Below are 18760 nucleotides of genomic sequence, written 5' to 3'. Positions count from 1 at the left end.
GACCAGGAACCTAGGGCAGCCTGCATTGACGAACCAGATGAACTTCCGTCCGGTCCGTCGAGGCCGCCGATCGGGCACCGCCCCACGCGGCCTCCGCTACCGTGAGCCGAAAGCCAGCAAAGGAGCGATGTGGCAACGTACTTGACGGATAGTCAACTTTTCTCCGGCGAACCGGAGGAGGAGATCACCGACCTGTCGGCCCGCGACGCCGGACTGGACGAGGCACCCCCGGAGCTCACCGACCTCCCCGGCCTGCGCCGGCTCGACCTCTCCGGCAACCGGCTGAGCGACCTGCCCCAGAGCCTGTCCGCCCTCCGCCGACTGACCGAACTCCGGCTCGACCGCAACGCCTTCCGCCAACTGCCGCAGCCCGTCGGCGAACTCACCGGCCTCGAACTACTGACGCTGTACAAGAACGAACTCACCGCCCTGCCCGCCTGGATCGCGAACCTCCGCGGCCTGCGCCACCTGAACCTCGGCGACAACCGGCTCACCCACGTCCCCGAGGAGATCGGCGCGCTGAGCAGCCTCCACACCCTCGACCTGGGGCACAACGCGCTGACCGACCTGCCCGAGTCGATCGGGCGACTCGCCGGTCTCGACCGCTACCTCTACGCCAGCAACAACCGACTCACCAGCGCGCCGGCCGCACTCTGCGAGCTCACCCGGCTGCGCTACCTGAACCTCACCGACAACCTCCTCCAGAGCCTCCCGGACCGCTTCGGAGACCTGGCCTCACTCCAGGAACTGCGCCTCTACAACAACCGCCTCACCACCCTGCCCGCCTCGATCGGCCAGCTGTCCCGGCTGCGCGAGGCGCACCTGATGGGCAACCGGCTGACCACCCTGCCCGACTCCCTCGCCGGCCTGACGGACCTCCGCGAACTGCGGCTGACCGACAACCACCTGCTCGGCCTCCCCGAGCAGATCGGCCGCCTGGAGCGGCTGCGGATCCTCGACCTGCGCAACAACCGCGTCCGCGAACTGCCCGCCTCCGTCGGCGAGTTGACCGCCCTCACCCACCTCGACCTGCGCAACAACGCGCTGACCCGGCTCCCGGAGTCCCTCGCCCACCTCCCGCACCTCGAAAAGCTCGACCTGCGGTGGAACCTCATCGACCCCCTACCGGCCTGGATCCCCGACCTCGAACAGCGCGGGTGCGTCGTCCTCCTCTGAGCCTCGGCCTCCGTCCCGCCCGTGTCCGGCACCTCGCCGCTTCTCACGGCACGGTCGGGGAGTTCTCCGCCGCCCAGGGCGCTACGGAGCTCTGCAGTGCCGCCCGCGCCGCGCGCATCGCGTCCCGGACGCGTGCGGCGCCCGCGAGGGTGGCCGATGCGCCGCCTCCGACGGCTGGGCGGCGGGGGGTGCCGAGGCCTGCGCAGGGGCGGCAGATGCCGGGTTCGGGGACGGGATCGTGGCACTTGATGCACTCGGGGAGGCGGGCCGCTGCCGGGCGGGCGGGGGGTTGGTCCGGTGGCATCTTGCGCTCAAGTCGGTCGCGGAGGATGGCGGTTGGGGAGTGCATCGGGACGGGGAGTCCGGGCACCAGGGCGCGGGCGAGGTCGGCATGGGTGGCGCCGCGTTCCAGCCACTGGGCGACCAGCGGGGCGAGCGTGCGGGCCTCGGCTTCACCGAGGCGCAGGCGCGGCTCGGGGCGGATCGCCCGGTACAGCGCGGCGACCGCCGCGCGGGTCTGTTCGTCCGGCACCGCCGGAGCCTCCCCGGGTGGCTCGACTGCCGCTTCGGCAACTGCCGCTTCGACGGCTGTCACTTCGGCAACTGCCGCTTCGACGGCTGTCGCTTCGGCGGGGAGGGTGGGTTCTTGGTACCGGTTCTTTATAAGGGCGTCAGAACCGCCGGAGTTCGCCGCACCGGGTACCGGACGGGTGGTACTCGGCTGCGGCACGGGCTGCGGGGTGTCGTAGACGTGGTTCTCGGAGACGATCGTGCCGTCGGGCATCCGGATCTTCTCGACCCGGTAGAAGCCGGCGGCGGTCAGCTCCCTCAGGGCCTTACGGATCGCGCCGCGCCCCTGCGGACTGGTGTCGGCCATGAGCCGGCTGTCCTCGCGCCAGCCGTCGGGGCGGGAGAGAAGGTCAACGAGCAGACCCTTGGCGGTGTAGGACAGCATCCGGAACTGCAACATGTCGTTGGGCAGCACGGTGAAATTGCGCGCGTGGGCGCTACGATGGACTCGCATCGGGAGGTTTCGCTCCTGTTGCCATACCCCGGGGTGTTGGTAGCACCGCCGGGGTCACTTGTGTGTTGGTTCGAGCACGGAACGTAGCACAGCGCGCGACGGGAGATCGACGTGATCGCCCACCGATCACCCTCCCGCCTGAAACAGTCGCATTCCGCTCGACAAGCGACCCCGATCGACCGTATTCGCGGGCAAGTTGGACCGATCCGCGCACAAGCCCCGAAAACGCCACAGGCCCCCCGCCCCGAACGGGCGGAGGGCCTGCGACCTGTGGTTCTGCTGTGCTCGTCGAAAGTATTCGCTGTCCTCATGGGCCATTGCCGGGTTGTCTCAAGAGTCAGGCGAAGTATTTCCCGAGCATGTCCGTGGTCCACTGGGCTTGGTGAACGTCGCCGCGCGGGCCGAAGTCGACGAACCAGGGCTTCACGTCGAGGATCGGGGTGCCGTCGACTGCATCGAGGTCTTCGACGTGGAGGTCCAGGCCGTCGACCTTGAGGAGGCGGCAGCGGGAGACGCCGAGCCAGTTGAGGCGGCGCATGTTGCGGTGGCCGAAGATGCCGACCTCGGGCCAGTCGGGGTTGTCGCGGGGGCGGCGGGCGCCGAGGTTGAGATCGGTGGGGTCGGTGAGGTGGAAGCGGAAGACAACCTCCAGGTGAGAGAAGTCTTCGAGGCCCTTGGTGGCGTCGGCAGTGAAGCGGGTGCCGTCGAGCCGGATGATCGCCCGGGTGCCGCCCCAGAAGTCGTCGGTGGGCTCGGTCCGGCCGCCCACTACGTGGCCCAGCGCCTCGACTTCGAAGACTTCGCGGTCAGTCATGGTCGGTTCCCCTCCTGCGGGTTGGTATGTGGCGATCCATCGGTTCAGCTGGTCGCTTCGAGGTAGGCGGCCGCCCTGCTGTCGACACGGTCGATGCTGCGGATGCCACGGTGCCGGAACGGCGACAGGGTGGCCCGCATGTGCATTGCGGTCTGACGGGTGCGGCCCGAGCGGACGGGCTCCATCGCGTCGAGGGCCGCCGACCAGACCGTGCAGCCCGCTTCGATGTTCTTCAGCCGGACGTGGACTGCCCCGAGGTATCCGAGGGTGACGGCGTGCGTCCGGGCGAACGAGCTGGCCTTGCGGGTCTCCACGCTGTGCTCGAACTCCTTCACCGCACCCCGGAGGTCACCTATGTCGCGCAGGGCGGAGGCGGTCTCGTGCGCGAGGCTGGCCTCGCCGAAGAAGAAGACGCGGGCCGGCTCGTCGTCCCCCGGGCCTGCGGCGGCAAGGTCTCGCTGGGCCTGGAGCAGGGCGCCACTCGCCGCCGTGTGCTGGCCGGTGGCCGCCAGGCCGCGGGCGTGGATCACTCCGAGCAGGGCGCGTTCACGCGGGCAGGCGAGCGCGTACCGGTCGCCGCTGATCGACGCGGTGGCGATGTCGAGTGCTTGCTTGGGGTGTCCTAGGTCGAGCGCCTGATGGGCCATCGCTCGCAGGACGTGGCCGGCCATCGCCGGGTCGTCCGCCTCGGCGGCGAGCCGGACCGCTAGGCCGAAGTAGGTCTGGGCCGCCGCGTGGTCGGTGCTGTCGAAGGCCATCCACCCTGCTACGTAGGCGAGTTCGGCAGCTGCGGAGAACATCTGGCGGCGAGTCCGGTCGGAGGCGAAGGTCCCGCGCAGGAAGCGTGCGACGTCGCTGGTCAGGTACTGGACCACCGCAGCGCGGGCATGGCCCCCGCCCCGCCGCTGGTCGACCTGGGAGAACAGGCTGGTCATGTCCCGTACCGCTTCGACGTCGGCCTCGCCCACCCGCCGACTGCTGGCGCCACCGCGCGTTGCTCCGGTGCGCGCCGTCGCGCTCCACCACTTCTCTCCCGGAAGGGCGAGCGCGCCAAGGGAGTAGGCCATCAGCTGCAGGGCGGTGCTGCGATCCACTTCCACGTCGTCCACGTCGATTCGTCGGAGATCGGCCAGGACGCTCAGCGTATCCAAGCGCCAGTCACGGAGATCGACAGCTGCCTCAGCCAGGCCGAGATCTGCGAGGGTGACCGTGCGTCCGATCCGGTCGGACAGAACCGCCGCGAGGTAGTGCGGCATGTCGCCCGACGGCACGACGCTGTAGCGCACCCAGTGGCTGATCAGCGACTTCCCGGGACGTGCCGGATCCCCGTTGCGACCTGCGACGATGCCCAGCTCCAGAGCCAGGCGGTCGTACGTCATACGAGACTCTTTGATGATCTTCTGCAGGTTCTCGTTGACTCGAACTGGCTTTGCCATCACGACCCCTGACTGCCCGTTAAACCGGTTAAACCGCTGGGGGTGGCTAACACCTTACTCCCGGTCGCCGATCGCGGTTGTCTAGATCGGGCGGGCAGCACCGCCCGAGCATCGACTCTTCCGGCCAGTGATGCGGTTCGGGATTCAACACCTGCGGTGGCGAAGGGAGCGGGCATGGACGTGGGAAAGCAGGAGCTCCGGGAGCAGGAGTGGAAGTTCCCTGCGACGCCGGACTCGGTCAGGCTCGCCCGACGCGATGTTGACCGAGCTGTCCAGGGGTGGGGCTGGGAGCCGGACAGCTCTGGCGTGGACGACCTCGTGGTGATCGTGTCCGAGCTGGTCACCAATGCAGTGCTGCACGCATCGGTACCCCGCAGAGACGTACTGGTGCGGCTGCGGCAGATCGAGGACCGCTGTCGAGTCGAGGTCGTGGACGGTCGGCCGGACCTACTGCCGACGACGGTCCTCCAGCCTTCCAAGGAGAGCGGCCGAGGCCTGCTGCTGGTGCGGAAGTTGTCGGCGGACATGGGCGTGAAGAGAGCCGGAGGAGACAAGATCGTGTGGGCCGAGGTGCATCACCAGGGGCGGCTGGAGGCGGCGGCGTGACGTCAAAGTGGTCAGTGGCGGTCAAGCGTGTTCTGCTCGCGAACCGCGGCTTCGCCAGTCGAACGAAGACACGGCGGTCCCGCTGGCATCGTTCAGCGCCGAACTGCGACCTCGCTGGAAGAGCTCTCCGATCGGTCCCGGCAGGACGCCCCTCGCCGAGCCGAACCAGGCGAGCGGGGCGTACTGGTGCGAGGCGATCGCTCTGACGCCCGGGCCCAGCACCGGCGCGGAGCCCCGCCTGCCGGGCCGACTGCGGCCAGCCGTGACCGTCTGACCGGCACGTGATCTCCCGGGCCGCGCCGATGGAGCACCGGCCTGGAGTAGGGGCGCTCCGGCGCTCCCGTACAGAAGCGCCGCGCTCGCTGCGGCCGACGAGTAGGAGTTGCGATGACCGCCACGGCGGAAACGACCGGCCAGTCCTCTCCCGAACAGCTGCGCACGGCCATGGTCGAGGCGCTTCGGGCCGACAGCACGATCCGTACGTGCCGGGTCGCGAACGCCCTGCTGGCCGTGCCCCGGCACGTGTTCGCCCCCGAGGTGCCGATCGCGGAGGCGTACGAGCCCGAGCGGGCGCTGGTGACCAAGCGGGACGAGCACGGGCTCGCGGTCAGCTCGGTGTCGGCCGCGCGGATCCAGGCGCAGATGCTGGAGCAGGCGGACGTGCGGCCGGGCATGCGGGTGCTGGAGATCGGCTCGGGCGGCTACAACGCGGCGCTGATCGCCGAACTCGTCGGCCCCGGCGGTGAGGTAGTGACCGTCGACATCGACCCGTTCGTCACCGACCGCGCGGAGAAGTTCCTCGCCGAGGCCGGGTGCGAGCGGGTGAAGGTGGTCCTGGCGGACGGTTCCGAGCCGGTGGCGGGCGGCCCGTTCGACCGGATCATCGTCACGGTCGGGGCGTGGGACCTGCCGCCGGCGTGGACCGGCCAGCTCACCGAGGGCGGCGTGATCACCGTGCCGCTGCGGATGCATGGGCTGACCCGCTCGATCGCCTTCCGCCGGGAGGGCGAGCGGCTGGTGAGCGTGTCCGCCGAGGTCTGCGGCTTCGTCAAGATGCAGGGCGCGGACGCGCACGACGAGTTCCTGGTGCTGCCGCGCGGCACCAAGGAGGTCGGCCTGCGGTTCGACGAGCTGGCCCGGCCCGACACCTCCGGCTTGGCCGGAGCTCTGGGGCAGCCGCGGGTGGAGCTGCCCTCCGGGGTGACGGTCGGCAACCAAGAACCCTTCGACTCGCTCTACCTGTGGCTGGCGTCCTCGCTGCCCGGGTTCGGGCTGATGTCCGTCGATCCGAAGCTGGACACCGGGACGGTCGCCCCGGCGAACCGGATGGCATGCCCGGTGATCGTGGACGGCGGCAGCCTCGCCCACCTCTCGCTCAAGAAGGTGGGCGAGGACCCGGCGACGTACGAGTTCGGCGCGCACGGCTTCGGCCCCGACGGCGAACGCCTGGCCGCCCTGATCACCGAGCAGGTGCGGACCTGGGACCGCGACCACCGCACCGGCGACGGCCCGGTCTTCACCGCCTACCCGGCCGGCACGCCCGACGACCGGCTCCCGGACGGGCTGGTCATCGACAAGGCCCACGTCCGGCTCACGATCTCCTGGCCGTAACCCTTCGTCCAGGTCCTGCACCACCGACTCCAAGGAGGAACCACCATGACCCAGTCCTTCGCCGGCACCGTCGCCGTGGGCGACTTCGACCTCGACGTGACCATCGTCGAGGGCGCCGACCCGGTGGCCGCGCTGCTGCGCGACACCGACGACAACTGCGGCAGCACCTGCGGCGGCAGCGCCTGCGCCTCGGGAAGCGGCAACGTCTGACCGCACCCCTCTCCCCGTGTGACCTGGGCCCGGCGTGCGGCCGTCAAGCCGCCGCACGCCGGGCCCCGGCACTCCCGGAACCTCCCGAAATCTCCAGAATCGAGGTGAATCCCCGTGTACGAAGCCGTAGGACCGGCCCTGCTGCGCGCCGCTGCCCGTCCGGCCGGGTCCGGGCCGTCCTGGTGGCCCGACCTGGCCGACACCAGCCCCCACGCCACGGCGAACTGGCGGGCCTGGCTCCAGCACATCTGGTCGGACGCCGCGTTCGCGGCGGCGGTCGAGGTCGCCGCCGGTCCGCAGCTGGCCGCCCGGGTGCGCGAGGCGGTCTTCGACTTCGACCACATCCCCCGGCAGCGGCTTCGCCGCCTGACGGCCTCGGTGATGCAGTACGCGCTGCGCCAGCAGCGGGCCACGCCCTTCGGGCTGTTCGCCGGGGTGGCCGCGGTGCCCTTCGGCCCGCGTGCTGTCGCGCCCCGCTGGGGTGCGGGCCGGGCGGTGGCGCGCCCCGACGCGCGCTGGCTAGCCTCCGTGGTGCGGGAGTTGGAGGAAGCCGTCGGCGACCTGCTGCCGGTGACGGCCAACCAGCTGCGGGTGCGGCGCGGAGGCCGCGTCGTGCTGCCGGTGGTCCGCAACCCGCAGGACGGGGAACCGGCGGAGGTGTCCGTCCGCGCCACCGACCCGGTGCTGGCCGTGCTGGAGGCGGCCGACAGCGCGGTGTCGGTGACGCTCGGCGAACTCGCCGACCGGTTCCCGGCCGCCCCGGCGGACAAGGTGCGCGCGATGCTCGGCGAACTGGTGCGGCAAGGCTTCCTGATCAGCGCGCTGCGGCTGCCGACGACCGTGACCAACCCGCTCGACCACCTGCTGGCCGTCACGCACACCACCGGCCTCGACCAGATCCCTGCCACCGTCGCGCCCCTGAACGAGCTCCGAACCGTCCGGGAGCAGTTGGCCCGACACAACGATCTGAACAACCCCGCCGAACAGCGGACGCTGCGCACGCGGCTGGCCCGGCAACAGGCCGGGCGTTCGGGCGAGGTGCCGTCGCTGATGGTGGATCTGCGGTTGGACGCGGGGCCGGTGGTGCTGCCGCAGCGGGTCGCGTCGCTGGTGGCCGGCGCGGCGGAGGTGCTGACCCGGCTGTCGCCGTTCCCGGAAGGCCACCCGGCGTGGGTGGACTACCACGGCAGGTTCCTGGAGCGGTTCGGGCCGGGCGCGGTGGTGCCGGTAGTGGAGCTGGTGAACCCCGACACCGGGCTGGGCTTCCCCGCCCGCTACCGGGACTCGCTGCTGCCGGATGTGCCGCCGAAGTTCAAGCGGCGTGACGGCCACCTGCTGGCGCTGGCGCAGAAGGCCGCCGTCGAGGGCCTGACGGAGATCGACCTCGATGGCCCGCTGCTGGAACGCCTCTCCCCAGGCCCGCTGCCCGAGGACGTGGTGCAGCCGCACGCCGAGCTGACGGTGCGGCTGTCGGCAGACGGGGCCGTGGCGTTCACCCCGGTGGTGCAGGCGGTGCCGCGCGCGGCGGGCACGACCGCGGGCCGGTTCCTGTACCTGCTGGAGCCTGAGTGCCGCCGCGAGCTGGAGGCGGCGATCGCCGCCGCGCCGCCGCTGCGGGCGGACGCGCTGGTGGTGCAGGTGTCGGCGCCTCCGCTGTACGCCCGTACGGAGAACGTGGCCCGGGCTCCGGCGCTGCTGCCCGTGCTGGCGCTGGGCGAGTACCCGCAGATTGGCGCGGTGCTTCGGCTGGAGGACTTGGGGGTGTGCGCGGACGGGCGGCGGATGTGGCTGGTGCGGATCGCCGACCGCCGCCCGGTGGAGGTGCGGGTGCTCAACGCGGTGAACTTCCGCTCGCACACCGACCCGCTGGTGCGGTTCCTGTGCGAGATCACCAGCGCCCACACCCCGTGGCTGACCACGTTCAACTGGGGTGCTGCCGGGAGGCTGCCCTACCTGCCGCGGGTGCGCTACGGGGAGGTGGTGCTGTCGGCGGCGCGCTGGCACCTGCCCGCCGCCGACCTGCCCGGCAGGGACGCGCAGTGGGAGGACTGGCGGGTGGCGGCGGTCGAGTGGATCGCCCGCTACAACGTGCCGGCGGCGGTGTACCTGTCACAGCAGGACCTGCGGCTGCCGCTGGACCTGCGGCTGCCGGAGCACCTGGTGCTGTTGCGCGAGCACCTGCTGCGGGAGTCGACCGCGATCCTGATCGAGGCCCCGGGGCCGGGCGAGAACTCGTGGTGCGGCGAGAGGGCGCACGAGGTCACCGTGCAGTTGCACTCCACCCGTGCCCCGCTGCCCGCCGCCCCTCCCCGCCCCGGGCGGCCGGCCACCGTCCGCGTCGGCCACCTGCCCGGCGCGTCCACGTGGCTGTCGGCCCGCCTGTACGGCAACCCTCGCCGCGTCGACGAACTCCTCAGCTGGACACCGGAGTTGGCTGGTCGCTGGATGAAAGCGCCGCAGTGGTGGTTCATGCGGCACACCGACCCCGAGCCGCACGTGCGCCTGCGCATCCCCGTCTCCGACACCGCCGCGTGGCCACTGGCCGCCGAGCGCATCGGCCAGTGGGCCCAGCAGCTGCGGGAGGAGGGCCTGCTGACACGGATGGAGATCGACACGTACCTGCCGGAGACCGGCCGGTACGGGCGCGGGGCCGCGATGCGGGCGGCGGAGCAGTTCTTCGCCGCGGACTCCCGGGCAGTGCTGGCCCAACTCGCCTACCATCGCGCCACCTCGACCGACCCGGCCGCCGTGACGTCGGCGAGCATGCTCGACCTCGCCACCGCGCTGCTCGGCGAGCAGGCAGGCCACGCCTGGCTGCTGGAGCGGGTGCCCCGGTACAGCGAGATCGCGCTGCCGCGCACCGCGCCGCGGCTGGCCGCCGAACTCGCAGACCGGCCAGACCGGTTGGCGCTCACCGATGAGGGCCGCGCCCTCGCCTCGGCCTGGTACTCGCGGGCTGAGGAACTGGCTCGCTACCGCGAGGCGCTCAACCGGGACGGCGAGCTGGAGCCCGCAGACGTCCTCGGCTCGCTGCTGCACCTGCACCACGCCCGAGTCGTCGGCTTCGACCCGACCAGCGAACGCATCTGCCACCGCCTGGCCCGCGCCGCCGCCCTCACCCGCACCGCCCAGGCCCATACCGCCCACGCCCGAGAAGGACAGCCGGCATGACCGCCGAACTGATCGAACCGCCCACCGAGGTCTCCGCCCAGTGGGGCCAGTCCCTGGCCAAGGGCGGCCTCGCCACCGCGCTGTTCCACATCGAGCGAGCCGCCGTCGGCAGGGGGAGCTGGGACACCGCGCACGGTTGGATCACCGCCTGTGTGCGCCAGCCCGTTAACTCCTTCGCCGGTGCCGGCTTGTTCTATGGCGCTCCCGCCCTCGCCCACGTCCTGCACCTGGCCGCGATCCACGGACCGCGCGCCTACCACCAGCCACGCATGGAACTGAACTGCGCGGTGGAGGACATCGTCCAGCAGCGTCTGGCCGCCGCCCACCACCGCATCGATGCCGGGCAACGCCCCGACTTCCACGAGTTCGACCTCCTGGGCGGCCTCACCGGCCTCGGCGCGCACCTGCGGGCCCGCCGCTCACCGAAGCTGCTGCGCGAAGTGCTGGCCTACCTGGTGCGGTTGACCGAGCCGGTGCACGGGCGCCCCGGCTGGTGGACGCACCAAGCGCCCAGCGGCGAGCAGGACGACCGCTACCCGGGCGGCCACGGCAACTTCGGCATCGCGCACGGCATCCCCGGCCCGCTCGCACTGCTCTCCCTCACTCACCTTGACGGCACCCAAGTGCCGGGCCAGCTGGAGGCGATCGAGCGCATCACCGACTGGCTGGACGCCTGGCAACAGAACGGCGCCGCCCGTGCCTGGTGGCCCGAGGCGCTCACCGCCGCCGAGGCCGACCAGGGCCACACCCGCCAGTCCAAGCCGCTGCGCCCGTCCTGGTGCTACGGCACCCCCGGCATCGCCACCGCCCTGCACCACGCCGCCCATGCCGCCGGCGACACCGACCGCGCCCGCACCGCCGAAGCCGCCTTCCTCGACGCCCTCGAAGACCCCAACCAGGCCCACAGCCTCACCGACGACTCCGTCTGCCACGGCACCATCGGCGTCCGCCTGGCCGCCCGGCGCTTCGCCGAGCGCACCGACCACGCCACCGCACTGCGCATCCTCGCCGCCGCCGGCAACCTGCCCAACCCCGACGCCGAGGCAACCGGCCAAGGACTCCTCGAAGGCCCCGCCGGCATCGCTCTCGCCCGCTGTTCCCTGGCCGCCGACAGCCCCGCCACCGACTGGGACGCCCTGCTGCTGCTTGTCTGACCCGAAGAAGGAGAACCCTGGTGCTCGCCGCCGGCCACCACGCCTGGACGCAGGTCCACCTGCACCTGGCCACCGACACCCCCGAGGAGCACGCCGCCCGCCTCCTCGGCCCCGCCCTGATGTCCCTGGAGGACCAGGGACTTCTGGACGCCTGGCACTACCTGCGCAAGGGAGACCGTTGGCGGCTGCGCTACCGGGAGACGATCTCCGGCGCTCTGGAGGCCACCGGTGCCACCGCGTTCGCGGTCAACGAGGTCCTGGACATGTGCCGCACCGCGGGCATGATCGACGGCTGGACCCCGGTGATCTACGAGCCGGAGACCTACGCCTTCGGCGGCAGTGCCGCACTGCCCGCCGCCCACCACCTCTTCCACCAGGACAGCCGCCACGCCCTCACCTACCTGGGTGCCGTCCACAGCAGTGAACTAGCCGACCGGAGAGCAGAGTTGTGGCTCCTGCTCGGCACGGCCGCGATGCGCGGCGCCGGACTCGACTGGTACGAGATCGGCGACACCTGGGCGCAGGTCGCCGAGAACCGGCCTCGGCTGTCCTCCCCGAATCGTCGCCTGGTCCACGCCGCCCGCACCCTGCTCCAGGCCGACACCGCCCCCGGCTCCGCGCTCCTGGAAGGCCGACTCGCCCACGCCGCACCCTGGTTCGCCGAGTTCACCGTCTACGGCCGCACCCTGCGGGCCTTCTCCGACCAGGGACAGCTGTACCGGGGACAGCGCGCCGTCCTCGCCCACCAACAGCTGTTCACCGCCAACCGCCTCGGCCTGCCCCACCAGAGGCAGGCCGCCCTCGCCTCGGCCGCCGCCGGCGCCGTCCTGGACCTGGTCGACGCGAAGGAGGCGGCGCTGCGATGACCGCCCAGCCCACCGGCCCGCTCGGCGACGCCCTCGCCCGCCTCCCCCTCGTCCCCCGCAGACACGCCCTCGCCGCCCCGCTCGACGACCGGGTCCGCAAGCTCACCGACCTCGCCCGGCAGGCCGCCGACACCGAGAATCCGGCCACCGCCACCAGCGTCCACAACCTCGCCGCGCTGCTCGCCTCCGACCGCGACCTGCCCGGCCAGGCCCGCGTGCTGTGCCTCGACCACGCCGACCTCTACCTCGCCCACCGGCCGCTGGCCGCCGACCACGCCCGCCTGGCCCTCGAACCCCTCGTCAACCTCGCCCACCTCGAACTCCGCGCGGGCAACGGCAGCGCCGCACTCGCCGTCCTCGACGAACTGGTGCGCGCGGTCGCCGAGAACGACGACGCCACCCTCGGCGGCCTGACCGCCCCGCTCGCCGGCCTGACCGCGAACAGCACCGACCGCAGCGCCGTCCACGAGTGGCTGGACGGCATCCGGGTCTTCGACGGTGCCCGCGCCCTGGTGCGCGCCGGGCGCTGGGCCGAGGCCCACCTCCACCTCAAGCAGTCCACCGACTCCGGCACCCGCCTGTTCGAGGCCCGCCAGGTCGCCGCCGTCGCCATGGCCCTCGAAGGCCGCACCGCCCTCGCCCGGGCCCTGGTCCGCGACACCCCCACCGAAGAGCCGTGGGAGCACGCCGTCGCCGCCGCGCTGACCGTCGCGTGCACGCTGCTCGACGGCACCCCGGCCACCGAGCAGGCCGAGGCCCTGCTCCTCGCCCACGCCGCCGTCGCCCCGCGTGAGGGCAGCGCGGTGTTCGATACCCGGCTCGCCCTGACCGTCGCCGACCTCGCCACCGCCGCCGGGCGACTTCCGGACGCCACCCGCATCTACACCACCGCCGTCGGCCGGACGCTCGCCGAGCCCGAGGGCTACAGCGCCCGCGACCTCGAACGCCACCGCCTCGCCGACGGCCTCCCCGCCGAACAGCGCCGCCAACTGGCAGCCATCGCCGCCGACTCCGGCGTCGGCGGCCCGGCCACCCTGACGACCGACCACGACGACCGGATCACCGCCGCCCTCGCCCTAGCCACCGCCGTCATCACCAACGCCACCGCCAAGTCCCTCTTCCCGTCACGGCCGTGAGCCTGCCGCCCGGCCGACAACACAGGCACGCCCGCCGCCGGTAAGCACGGCGTACTGTACTGGGACGCCACAGGCCCCCCGCCCCGAACGGGCGGAGGGCCTGCGACCTGTGGTTCTGCTGTGCCCCAGACAGGAATCGAACCTGCGACACCGGCTTTAGGAGAGCCGTGCTCTATCCCCTGAGCTACTGAGGCGCGGTCGGCGGGACACCCGACGACCGCTCACAGCCTAGCGGATCGGCCCCGCCCGGTGGCCGGTGCCGGAGGGGCGGGCCGGGTGCGGTGTGTGGCCTTACGGTGGATTTGTTCCTTCTTGTGACAGATCCGACCTCTCCGAAAGGCACCGGTCCCGTGACTTCCTCTGCTCAGAATCCGTTCGGCGGCCTCGGCCGGATCCTGGTGATCATTCCGACCTACAACGAGGCGGAGAACGTCGAACGGATCGTCTCCCGGGTCCGGACCGCCGTGCCGGAGGCCCATGTGCTGATCGCCGACGACAACAGCCCGGACGGGACCGGCAAGCTGGCCGACGCCCTGGCCACGGACGACGAACAGGTGAAGGTGCTGCACCGGAAGGGCAAGGAAGGCCTCGGCGCGGCCTACCTGGCCGGGTTCCGGTGGGGGATCGAGAACGGGTACGACGTGCTGGTGGAGATGGACGCGGACGGCTCGCACCAGCCGGAGGAGCTGCCGCGGCTGCTCACCGCGCTGCACAGCGCGGACCTGGTGCTGGGCTCGCGCTGGGTGCCGGGCGGCGCGGTGGTGAACTGGCCGAAGGCGCGGCTGCTGCTGTCCAAGGGCGGCTCGACGTACTCGCGGCTGATGCTGAACGTACCGATCCGCGACGTCACCGGCGGCTACCGGGCGTTCCGGAAGGAGACCCTGCTGGGCCTCGGAATGGACCAGGTCGCCTCGCAGGGCTACTGCTTCCAGGTCGATCTGGCCTGGCGGGCCGTCAAGGCCGGGTTCAAGGTCACCGAAGTCCCGATCACCTTCGTGGAGCGCGAGCACGGCGCCTCGAAGATGAGCCGCAGCATCGTGGCGGAGGCCCTCTGGCGGGTCACCGCCTGGGGCGTCTCCGACCGGGTGGCCCGGCTCACCCGGAAGCGCTGAGCGTTCCGACCCCTGAGGATGGGTGTTCCCGGCCCGCGAGGTCGGGCGTTCCCGGCCTGACGGAGGTTACGGCCTGACGGAGGTTACGGCCCGACGGAGGGTTACGGCCCGACGGAGGTTACGGCGTGACGGAGGTTTCGGCGTGACAGAGCCACCACGTCCATCGAAGCGGCGCCGCGGCCGGTGGACGTCCGCCAAGGCCCGGGCAGCGCGGCTGGCCGCCTCGGCGAAGGGCGCTCGCGAGCGGATTCCGCTGCTCGGCCGGACGGCCGGTGAGCTGCTCCGGGTCAACCTGCTGGACAACGCGACCCGGCTGGCGGCCCAGGCGTTCCTGTCCGGCCTGCCCGCGCTGCTGGTGGTGGCGGTGTTCGCGCCGGCCGCCGTCAAGCGTGGCCTCACCAGTTCGCTGCGCACCCAGCTCGGTCTGAAGGGTGCGGCCCAGCAGCAGGTCGAGCAGCTGATGAACACTCACCCGGACGGCGCCGCCCAGGCGTTCGGGGCGGTCGGCGCGCTGGTCACGCTGGCCTCCGCGACAGCGATGAGCCGGGCGCTCCAGCGGGTCTGCGAGCGGGCCTGGGAGCTGCCGCACCGCAGCACCCGGTTGGCGCTGTGGCGCTGGGTGGTGTGGCTGCTGGGCTGGCTGGTGTTCCTGGTGTTCCAGGTGCCGTTGCGCGAGGGGTTCGGCGCGGGCCTGTGGCTGGGCCTGCCGCTGACCTTCCTGGTCTCCACCTGCGTGTGGTGGTGGACTCAGCACCTGCTGCTCGGCGCCCGCATCCGCTGGGCCCCGCTGCTGCCGGGGGCGGTGCTGTGCGGCCTGGCGCAGGTCGTCCTCGGGGTCGCCTCGCAGGTGTACCTGCCGCACGCGATGTCGGCGTCGATCGCCAGGTTCGGCCCGTACGGCGTGGTGTTCACCGTGCTGTCCTGGCTGATCGTCCTGTTCACGGCGATCACCCTGGCCCTGGTGCTGGGCAGGGTGATCGCCGAGGAACCGTCGGTGGCCGCGCGGCTCAGCCGAGGCGCAGCAGCCGGGCGCTGATGGACGGCGGGGCCAGGTCCTTCTGGAGGGTGACCGGGATCTCGATCCGGTCGGCGCCGTCGCCCGCCGACAGCGTGCCGACCTGGGTGCCGGCCGGCAGGGTGTGGGCGATCTTGCCGATCGGGGTGAGCGTCAGGTGCGCGGTGATGCCGGACCAGCCCGCCACCGTCAGGTCCTTGGCGGCGACCACCGGGACCTTGCCGCCGATGCCGTCCTCGACGTACCCGACCACGTCGCCCTGCTTGGCCAGGGTCTGCCCGGTCAGCACGGACTGCGCGGCCACGTTGATCTTCTGGCTGACCGGCTGGGCCGCGGTCACGAGGTCGTACCCGGTGCTCACCGGCTGGCCCAGGGTGACGCCGACCAGGGTCCGCTTGACGCCGCCGACCTCCTTGACCGCCGCCCACATGAAGCAGGACTGCGCGGGGGAGGACGAACCGGTCTTGCCGCCGATCATGCCGTTCTTCCCGAGCAGCTTGTTGGTGTTGTAGATCCGCTGGCCGTTGAACTTGGTGTCGGGCTCCGCGATGACCTGCCGGAACACCTCGTCCTTGATCACCACCTCGGCCAGCTTCAGCTGGTCCTTGGCGGTCGACTTGGTGTCGTTGTTGTACCCGGCCGGGTCGGCGTACGTGGTGTTGGTCATGCCGAGCTGCTTGGCGGTGTCGTTCATCTTCTTGACGAACGCCTCCTCGCTGCCGGAGTCCCAACGCGCCAGCAGTCGGGCCACGTTGTTCGCGGACGGCAGCATCAGCATCTCCAGCGCCTCGTACTGGCTGAGCTGCTGGCCCTCCGTCAGGGTCACCCTCGACTCGTCGAGGCTCGTCGACTCCGACGCGGCCTGCTTGTCCACCGTGAGCATCGGGCCGGTCTGGCCCTTCTTCAGCGGGTGCGCCTGCAGGATCAGGTACGCGTTCATCACCTTGGTGACGGACGCGATCGGCACCGCCTTCTCCTCGCCGGACGCGCCGAGACCACCCACCCCGATCACCTCGGCCGCGGCCTGCCCCGTGGTCGGCCACGGGATGTTCAACTGCTCGCCCTGGAAGGTGAACGAGTCCGCCATCCCGAGCTTCGCCTTCGGCGTGGGCAGCGGACGCAGCAACTGCGCGGCCGACAGCACACCGAGCACCACGGCCAGGAAGATGCCCCAGATCAGCACCCGCTTCATCGCCCGCCGCAACGGGCTCACCGGGCGGGCGCTCAGTGACTTCAGCACCTCCAGCGCCTCGACGGTGCTCTCCGGGCCGGCCGGCACGGGGGCGGCGGGCGCCGCGACGGGCGCGACGGGCGCCGGCGCGGCGACGGCCGCAGGAGCGGGAGCGGGAGCGGCCTTCGGCACGGCGGCGGGCTTCGGCGCGACGGGTGCGGGCTTCGGGGCCGGGGCCGGCTTGGGGGCGGCCTCGTCCTTGGGCAGCCGCAGCATGACGGTCTGCTCGGGGCGGTCCTTGTCCACCCGCAGGTTCATGGTCGGCTCGGGCTTGGCCGGAGCGTCTTCCTCCGGCTCCTCGACCTTCCCGATGCGCAGCGTCATCGTGAGCTCGGGCCCGACCGGAGCGGACTCCTCCTCGGCCGCCTCCGGCTCCTCGACCTTCTCCATGCGCAGCGTCATGGTGGGCTCGGGCGCGACCGGAGCGGACTCCTCCTCAGCCTCCTCGGCCTCCTCGGATTCCGACTCCCCCTCCGGATCCTCCGCCTCCGGCTCCTCGACCTTCTCCATGCGCAGCGTCATGGTGGGCTCGGGCGCGACCGGAGTTGACTCCTCCTCAGCCTCCTCGGATTCCGGCTCCCCCTCCGGTTCGTCCGCCTCGTCCGACTCCTCGACCTTCTCGACGCGCAAGGCCATCGTGAGCTCGGGCCCGACCGGAGTTGACTCCTCCTCGGCCTCCTCCGGCTTCTCCGCCTTCGGCATGGTGGGCCCGGGCGCGACCGGAACGGACTCCTCCTCAGCCTCCTCGGATTCCGGCTCCTCCTCCGGTTCGCCCTTCCCCTCCGGTTCGCCCTTCCCCTCCGCTTCCTTCGCCGGAGCCTCGACGGTGAGCGCGGCACCGGCTTCGGGCAGGTCGAGGTCGGACCCGGACCCGGACTCGGCAGAGGTCTCACGGGCGCGGAGGTGCACAGTGGAGCCGCCCTCGCGAGGAGCTCGCTCCTCGGCCTCGGCCGGCCGCGTCCTGTCGTCGCGCGGCTCGCTCTGCGGGGACTCGCCCACGTAACCCACTCCTCCTCGTCCGCCCCGGCGGTTGCCGGTCCGATCACACAAGCTGGTTTTTTTCGGGCGGGTTCTCGACCCGCCCGGGTACCTGTACAGTCTCCGGCACCGTGGCCGCGATGGCCTGCCGCACCCCGCCCCACCGGCGGTTTTTCCTGCCGGTGCAGGCCCCTTCCGGATCAGACGCGGGGGCGTCGGACGGTGGTTCCAGCCTGCCCGAGCAAGGTCACGATTCGGAGGCGTACTCGACAAGGCTGTGTGAGAGGCGTCACCCTGTCATTCATCCACGCGGGGAGGCTTGGATGGGCAGGAGCCGCAGAACTATTCCCGAGGAGCTGTTGCTGCTCGCACTGGACCCGGCCACGGGTACCACCGCGCAGCCGCAGACCCTCGACCTCGGACTTGCCGGGGCGCAGCTTGTCGAGCTGTCCTTGGCCGGAAGGATAGTCCCGGACGGGGACCGGATCGCCGTGGTGGTGCCACGGCCGACCGGTGACCCGACGTTGGACCACGCGCTGGAGCTGTTGCGCAGGCGTGGCAGTCCGGTGCGTGCCGCGCACTGGATCGGCGGACCGCGCCTGGGCCTGAGGCAGACGTACCTGGCGCACCTGGAGCGGTGCGGCATGGTGACGGCGGTGCCGGGTCAGGTGTGCGGTGTGCTGCCGACGACCCGTTACCAGGCGTCGGACGACTGCACCAACGCGGCGATCAAGCAGCGGCTGGACACCGCGATCCGCACCGGCGTGCCGCCGGACCCGCGGACGGCGGCGCTGGCGGCGCTGGCGCACGCGGTGGGTCTGGGCAAGCACCTGTACCCGGGCAACGAGGGGCGGTCCTCGCGCTCCCGGCTGCGGGATCTGATCAGGTACGACCCGCTGGGCGGGATGGTGGCCCATGCGGTGATGGACGTGCAGAACGGTCTGCCGGCCCAGCAGGGCAGGTCGGCGCCCGCGGGTTCGCGGGGTCCGGCCGGTCGGCCCGCCGCCGCGGGGCGGGGTGTGGCCAGCCGGGTGGGCGCGCGATGAGCGGCGTACGCCGTTAGCGTTCGAGGCGGTTCAAGGGCGGTCGGCCCGGTGCGATGCACCGGGCCGGTGCGCTGGAGAACGAGCTGGTCGTCTCGGACCTTCAGGTCTCGCGGCACCACGCCGAGTTCCACGCGACGCCCGACGGCCGGTTCGAGATCCGTGACCTCGGCTCGC

General features: G+C 71.9%; 15 protein-coding genes, 1 tRNA gene and 1 pseudogene. 12 read left to right on the top strand and 5 right to left on the bottom strand.

Annotated elements, in window-relative coordinates:
• Positions 1-141 precede the first annotated feature (141 nt).
• Positions 142-1176 (top strand): leucine-rich repeat domain-containing protein, encoded by a 1035-nt coding sequence (locus tag ACFV18_RS05375; protein WP_380479518.1) that lies wholly within the window; start codon positions 142-144, stop codon positions 1174-1176.
• 43 nt (positions 1177-1219) lie between these two features.
• Here the strand turns inward: ACFV18_RS05375 and ACFV18_RS05370 are convergent, their stop codons facing one another.
• The 3 genes from ACFV18_RS05370 to ACFV18_RS05360 form a co-directional block, all read right to left on the bottom strand.
• Complete coding sequence (locus tag ACFV18_RS05370) at positions 1220-2200, bottom strand: hypothetical protein (RefSeq protein ID WP_380479516.1); 981 nt, start codon at positions 2198-2200, stop codon at positions 1220-1222.
• A gap of 337 nt (positions 2201-2537) precedes the next feature.
• The gene (locus ACFV18_RS05365; RefSeq protein ID WP_380479514.1) at positions 2538-3014 is read right to left on the bottom strand and encodes a TrmO family methyltransferase; all 477 of its coding nucleotides are present in this window, start codon (positions 3012-3014) and stop codon (positions 2538-2540) included.
• Positions 3015-3058: 44 nt separating this feature from the next.
• On the bottom strand, positions 3059-4450 hold the full coding sequence (locus ACFV18_RS05360; RefSeq protein WP_380479868.1) for a Tat pathway signal protein: 1392 nt from the start codon (positions 4448-4450) through the stop codon (positions 3059-3061).
• 174 nt (positions 4451-4624) lie between these two features.
• On the opposite strand from ACFV18_RS05360, the gene ACFV18_RS05355 reads away from it, so the two are divergent.
• The 7 genes from ACFV18_RS05355 to ACFV18_RS05325 all read left to right on the top strand — a co-directional run bounded on the left by ACFV18_RS05355 (position 4625) and on the right by ACFV18_RS05325 (position 13204).
• Positions 4625-5056 carry an ATP-binding protein gene (locus tag ACFV18_RS05355; protein WP_380479512.1) on the top strand — a complete coding sequence of 144 codons (432 nt, stop codon included), beginning with the start codon at positions 4625-4627 and terminating at the stop codon, positions 5054-5056.
• A gap of 387 nt (positions 5057-5443) precedes the next feature.
• Entirely contained in the window at positions 5444-6667 is a 1224-nt protein-coding gene (fxlM, locus tag ACFV18_RS05350) for a methyltransferase, FxLD system (RefSeq protein ID WP_380479511.1), read from the top strand.
• Between the two features lie 45 nt (positions 6668-6712).
• Positions 6713-6877, top strand: coding sequence for an FxLD family lanthipeptide (locus tag ACFV18_RS05345; RefSeq protein WP_380479510.1), 165 nt, complete (start codon positions 6713-6715; stop codon positions 6875-6877).
• 114 nt (positions 6878-6991) lie between these two features.
• A complete protein-coding gene (locus ACFV18_RS05340) occupies positions 6992-10048 on the top strand; it encodes a lantibiotic dehydratase (RefSeq protein ID WP_380479508.1) in 3057 nt (1018 codons plus the stop codon).
• Complete coding sequence (locus tag ACFV18_RS05335) at positions 10045-11202, top strand: lanthionine synthetase C family protein (protein ID WP_380479506.1); 1158 nt, start codon at positions 10045-10047, stop codon at positions 11200-11202. Before ACFV18_RS05340 ends, ACFV18_RS05335 begins: the two co-directional genes overlap by 4 nt.
• Before the next feature lie 20 nt (positions 11203-11222).
• A complete protein-coding gene (locus tag ACFV18_RS05330; RefSeq protein WP_380479504.1) occupies positions 11223-12068 on the top strand; it encodes a thiopeptide-type bacteriocin biosynthesis protein in 846 nt (281 codons plus the stop codon).
• Positions 12065-13204, top strand: coding sequence for a hypothetical protein (locus ACFV18_RS05325; RefSeq protein ID WP_380479503.1), 1140 nt, complete (start codon positions 12065-12067; stop codon positions 13202-13204). The genes ACFV18_RS05330 and ACFV18_RS05325 overlap by 4 nt, the downstream gene beginning before the upstream one ends.
• 121 nt (positions 13205-13325) lie before the next feature.
• On the opposite strand, the gene ACFV18_RS05320 is transcribed toward ACFV18_RS05325, so the two are convergent.
• Positions 13326-13398: transfer RNA gene (locus ACFV18_RS05320), tRNA-Arg, on the bottom strand.
• A gap of 156 nt (positions 13399-13554) precedes the next feature.
• On the opposite strand from ACFV18_RS05320, the gene ACFV18_RS05315 reads away from it, so the two are divergent.
• Both ACFV18_RS05315 and ACFV18_RS05310 read left to right on the top strand, forming a co-directional pair.
• Entirely contained in the window at positions 13555-14316 is a 762-nt protein-coding gene (locus ACFV18_RS05315) for a polyprenol monophosphomannose synthase (RefSeq protein ID WP_380479501.1), read from the top strand.
• A gap of 142 nt (positions 14317-14458) precedes the next feature.
• The gene (locus tag ACFV18_RS05310; protein ID WP_380479500.1) at positions 14459-15352 is read left to right on the top strand and encodes a YhjD/YihY/BrkB family envelope integrity protein; all 894 of its coding nucleotides are present in this window, start codon (positions 14459-14461) and stop codon (positions 15350-15352) included.
• On the opposite strand, the gene ACFV18_RS05305 is transcribed toward ACFV18_RS05310, so the two are convergent.
• Entirely contained in the window at positions 15324-17561 is a 2238-nt protein-coding gene (locus tag ACFV18_RS05305) for a serine hydrolase (RefSeq protein WP_380479498.1), read from the bottom strand. The two genes, ACFV18_RS05310 and ACFV18_RS05305, sit on opposite strands and share 29 nt — an antisense overlap.
• A 302-nt stretch (positions 17562-17863) precedes the next feature.
• On the opposite strand from ACFV18_RS05305, the gene ACFV18_RS05300 reads away from it, so the two are divergent.
• Entirely contained in the window at positions 17864-18586 is a 723-nt protein-coding gene (locus tag ACFV18_RS05300) for a GPP34 family phosphoprotein (RefSeq protein WP_380479496.1), read from the top strand.
• Positions 18587-18645: 59 nt separating this feature from the next.
• Positions 18646-18760, top strand: a pseudogene (locus tag ACFV18_RS05295) (FHA domain-containing protein); the annotation flags it as partial.

This window comes from Kitasatospora sp. NPDC059673, assembly GCF_042734215.1.
In the GTDB taxonomy this organism is placed as follows: domain Bacteria; phylum Actinomycetota; class Actinomycetes; order Streptomycetales; family Streptomycetaceae; genus Kitasatospora.
This window is presented reverse-complemented; position numbering and strand designations above follow the sequence as displayed.

Bases quoted from the DNA above. Each gene is read 5' to 3' on its own strand.
- ACFV18_RS05370 (WP_380479516.1), bottom strand. From the start codon at position 2,200: ATGCGAGTCCATCGTAGCGCCCACGCGCGCAATTTCACCGTGCTGCCC.
- ACFV18_RS05325 (WP_380479503.1), top strand. From the start codon at position 12,065: ATGACCGCCCAGCCCACCGGCCCGCTCGGCGACGCCCTCGCCCGCCTC.
- ACFV18_RS05335 (WP_380479506.1), top strand. From the start codon at position 10,045: ATGACCGCCGAACTGATCGAACCGCCCACCGAGGTCTCCGCCCAGTGG.
- fxlM (WP_380479511.1), top strand. From the start codon at position 5,444: ATGACCGCCACGGCGGAAACGACCGGCCAGTCCTCTCCCGAACAGCTG.
- ACFV18_RS05345 (WP_380479510.1), top strand. From the start codon at position 6,713: ATGACCCAGTCCTTCGCCGGCACCGTCGCCGTGGGCGACTTCGACCTC.
- ACFV18_RS05355 (WP_380479512.1), top strand. From the start codon at position 4,625: ATGGACGTGGGAAAGCAGGAGCTCCGGGAGCAGGAGTGGAAGTTCCCT.
- ACFV18_RS05300 (WP_380479496.1), top strand. From the start codon at position 17,864: ATGGGCAGGAGCCGCAGAACTATTCCCGAGGAGCTGTTGCTGCTCGCA.
- ACFV18_RS05360 (WP_380479868.1), bottom strand. From the start codon at position 4,450: ATGGCAAAGCCAGTTCGAGTCAACGAGAACCTGCAGAAGATCATCAAA.
- ACFV18_RS05365 (WP_380479514.1), bottom strand. From the start codon at position 3,014: ATGACTGACCGCGAAGTCTTCGAAGTCGAGGCGCTGGGCCACGTAGTG.